General features: G+C 44.8%; 4 protein-coding genes. 1 reads left to right on the top strand and 3 read right to left on the bottom strand.

The window, feature by feature from the left end; all coding sequences use genetic code 11:
* The 3 genes from ACKPQ4_RS09795 to ACKPQ4_RS09785 all read right to left on the bottom strand — a co-directional run.
* On the bottom strand, positions 1-693 hold a 693-nt coding region (locus ACKPQ4_RS09795), incomplete at its 3' end, for a sulfatase family protein (protein WP_407681000.1).
* An 8-nt stretch (positions 694-701) separates the two neighbouring features.
* Positions 702-1,589 carry an isoaspartyl peptidase/L-asparaginase gene (locus ACKPQ4_RS09790; protein WP_407680999.1) on the bottom strand — a complete coding sequence of 296 codons (888 nt, stop codon included), beginning with the start codon at positions 1,587-1,589 and terminating at the stop codon, positions 702-704.
* A 5-nt stretch (positions 1,590-1,594) separates the two neighbouring features.
* A complete protein-coding gene (locus ACKPQ4_RS09785; RefSeq protein WP_407680998.1) occupies positions 1,595-2,617 on the bottom strand; it encodes a hypothetical protein in 1,023 nt (340 codons plus the stop codon).
* A gap of 347 nt (positions 2,618-2,964) precedes the next feature.
* Here ACKPQ4_RS09785 and ACKPQ4_RS09780 point away from each other — a divergent pair.
* The coding region (locus ACKPQ4_RS09780) for a 3-keto-disaccharide hydrolase (protein ID WP_407680997.1) at positions 2,965-3,381 on the top strand (417 nt) is incomplete at its 3' end.

Genomic DNA, 3,381 nt, shown 5'->3' with positions numbered 1-3,381 from the left:
ACCAATCCGTAAGTCAGCATGGTAAAGAGTGGCCGCATAGATGGCATCTGGCTCATCCAAATCAGAAAATTTATTGAGTAACTTAGGATCGACATGAAATGGGGTGTGGGGTTCATGCATCCATAAGTTAATAAAAAATGGCTTTCCTAATTCGTGGCTTCGTTCGATGAAAGGAATGGCCATTTTCACATCGTCATGGACGAACATTTGCGGGCCGGCACAATTAAAGGCTCCATACTCATCAATCCCATAGGCACTGGGAAGAGGCGAATCGGGAATCATATCGTTAGCCAAATGCCATTTTCCATAGTGAGCAGTGGCATAGCCAGCTTCCTGTAAAAATCGTGTAAGCAAAGGAGCCTGAGGGTTTAACCAGTCCGGCATATTGCGCTTCTGATTGGAAGGCACCCAGGCAAAGTGTCCGTCGATCGAGTAGCGAGCCGGAAAATGACCAGTCATCACCGCGGTTCTGCTGGGAGAACATACCCCGCTCGCAACCGAAAATCTGTGGAAATCTGTACCCTCCTCTGCCAAGCGGTCAATATTCGGAGTTTTCACATAAGGATGACCATGACAGCCAAGATCTCCCCACCCCCAGTCGTCCGCAAAAATAAAAATTATATTTGGCCTCTCATCACCGAAAGAAACTGAGCTGAAGAAAAGAAATAGATAAATGGATTGTAAAATCTTCATAAAAAGCATCAAAGAATCAGGTTTCTTCTGCCCGTCGTAAAGTCTAATTCATGGGAGGCGTCTTTCAGGGCATAGAGCACGCTGATTGAATTCTTGGTTGAACGAACGCCGAAACGCCCTTTTTTGTTCAAAGATATCAATCCGAATTCATGGTTACGCGAAGCACCTTCCTTCATTAAATCCAATAGAATGGTTTTGAGGGGCACACCATCCCGTAAACGATATATCACCTGAGCAGCCACCGCCTGATTGATAATATGCTCACCTTTGCCTGTACAGGAAACCCCTCCAACTTCATCTGCGTAAGTACCTGCCACACTGGCACTATCGCTCACCCGTCCGGGCGTTTCATTGCCTATACCACCAGTGGAAGTACCAGCGCAGACAATTCCATCCTCAGCCAAGGCAACTGCTCCCACAGTACCAAATTTTTCCCGGTTCTTTAACGCTTTGCGGTACTCAATGAAACGGGACATAGTAATTGGGTCATGAAAGGGAAATCCTTTCCGTCGAGCGTATTCGGTTGCTTCATTTCCGGAGAGCAGATGATGCACTTCTCCCCGCAAGGAATCAGCCACCGAAATCGGATGTTCGACATCGTAAATATTGATCACGCCCGAGAAGATTGAATCCATTGAATCCATAAGGGCGGCAGACATTCTTACCCGACCATCCCGCTGAAGTTTCGAGCCTGTACCCGCATTAAAAATAGGATCACTCTCAAGAAGCCGAATCGCATGAAGAACCGCGGCACGGGCACCTTCCTGCAATAAGGTTTCGTATGCAGGATGCAAAGCCTCCTGCAAACCGACGCGATATTGTTCCTTGGTAGCTACCTTGCCTTCGAGCCTGCCCGCACCACCATGAATAATTAATTTACACTTCCCATTTCCCACAGGGATTAGTTCAAGAGAATTTCCGCCATTTGGTCGAGCTTAAGATCTGCTCCATTAAAGACAGGAGCATCGGTGAAATTATTTAATTCCCGGATATGCAAAGGAGAGCTTGAACAAAGACCTGAAACCGCGTCAGGAACCAGGTTAAACTTGGTCTTCAAAATATGGATCCCGCCCACGGCTCCTAAAGCGTCTGCGGCACAAAAGATTAATTTGTGGATCCGGGAAACAATTTCCGGGCATTCAAGGAGCATGGCGGTTTCCCGTTGGTTGATTCCATCCGCAAATTCAACCACAAGAAAATTTTTGCTATTGCTACCAAGTTTGGAGTCAAGGGTATGAAACACATCGAGCATTTCATCTAAGGTTAGCTTGTAGGTGGAAGGATGGCCAAGGTAAGTGAAATCAGCAAATTCTTTGGCACCTGCGTCATTCATATGCAGGATATCCTTCAAGCTAGCTGTTCCAGTCATTTTACACCCATTTACAGCATATCCCATTTGATGAAGAGCCCGACAACATGCTGCTGCGGCGAGACTTTTTCCTGAATTCATAGCGGTACCCACAACAAGGACCAATTTGGCTTTTCCTTTCTTTGCTGGGGTTTTCTTGAATTTAGGAAAGTCTCGGGTGTTTAACACTTTACCCTGCTTATCAACCAAGTGCCCATGGATGCGAATCCTCGTAGGATCCTTAAGCATCGCATTTTTAGTAACAACTGTACCAATCATTCCCGAACGAGCCAAAAGATCGACATCCTTTATTAAGTCTTCCTGAATGATCCCTTCGTAATGATCCGGAGCATAACGGTTTCCAAAAACGAAAACCGCTTTGGATCCATTGTGCACAGCATGTATTCGACCCGACACATTCTCCAAAGATGAATGTTGCCCAATGCGACGAATCGAGCCAAATACGAGATCTCCAGGCTCAGGAGACTTATCCAACATTTGATAACCAGCAATGGATGATTTTTGTAAACAAAAAGCAGCACTAGGAACAATGAGCCCAGCAGGGATTTTTTTCATGGGTAAAAGGGGTAAAGGATTAGCTTAGGTAATAAAACTAAAATTACCAAACTTCTTTATCGTTGAAATGAGAGATGTAAAGCCGAATTGGTTGATAATTTCGGACCCCCAAAATAGGTACGGATCGAATGGTCTCATTCGATAAGAGTTTTCTTTCCGAACATTGCTATTTTCCCCGTATCTTTCCACTTAAAGAGCCGGCTTAAAAAAATTCTTAATGCCTTTTTTTCGGTTATACATAAACACAGTAAACCATGGGATTCCAAAATCTGTAGTACCAACAGTGACCTTCTAAACAACTTGCCCTCACCAACGAGAAAGCTCTTAATTTACGAGAGTTCAAATATATGAAAAGTTTTTCTATTATCTCCTCTGCTGTTATCCTCATGTTAGCAAATTCTTTGGAGGGAAATGCCCAATCTAAACCCTATCCCACTACCTCAGAATTTGTCCCTCTTTTGAACGGGAAAGATTTAAGCGGCTGGAAAACTGAGGGGAACTGGGTAGTGAATAAAGAGGGCTGCCTGATCATCGATCCGCTGCCCGAACAGACCGGCTGGAAACGGTTCAAAGACTACTTGATTTCGGAAAAAACTTATGGTGATTTCATTTTAGAAATGGAATACAAATACCCCCCGAAGGGAAACAGCGGACTTTTCTTCCGCATTGGAAATCCAAAAAATCCTGTGGGTACAGGAACTGAGATACAGATCCTCGATTGCTTCGGGCAGAAAGATGAGACTATGACCCATCATGATCATGGG

The sequence above is a fragment of the Candidatus Chordibacter forsetii genome, assembly GCF_964187505.1.
GTDB lineage: Bacteria > Verrucomicrobiota > Verrucomicrobiia > Opitutales > Seribacteraceae > Chordibacter > Chordibacter forsetii.
The sequence above is the reverse complement of the archived record's forward strand: the minus strand, read 5'-3'. Positions and strand labels throughout refer to the sequence as shown.

Excerpts from the sequence above, each read along its gene's own strand:
- ACKPQ4_RS09785 (WP_407680998.1), bottom strand. The coding sequence starts at position 2,617 with ATGAAAAAAATCCCTGCTGGGCTCATTGTTCCTAGTGCTGCTTTTTGT.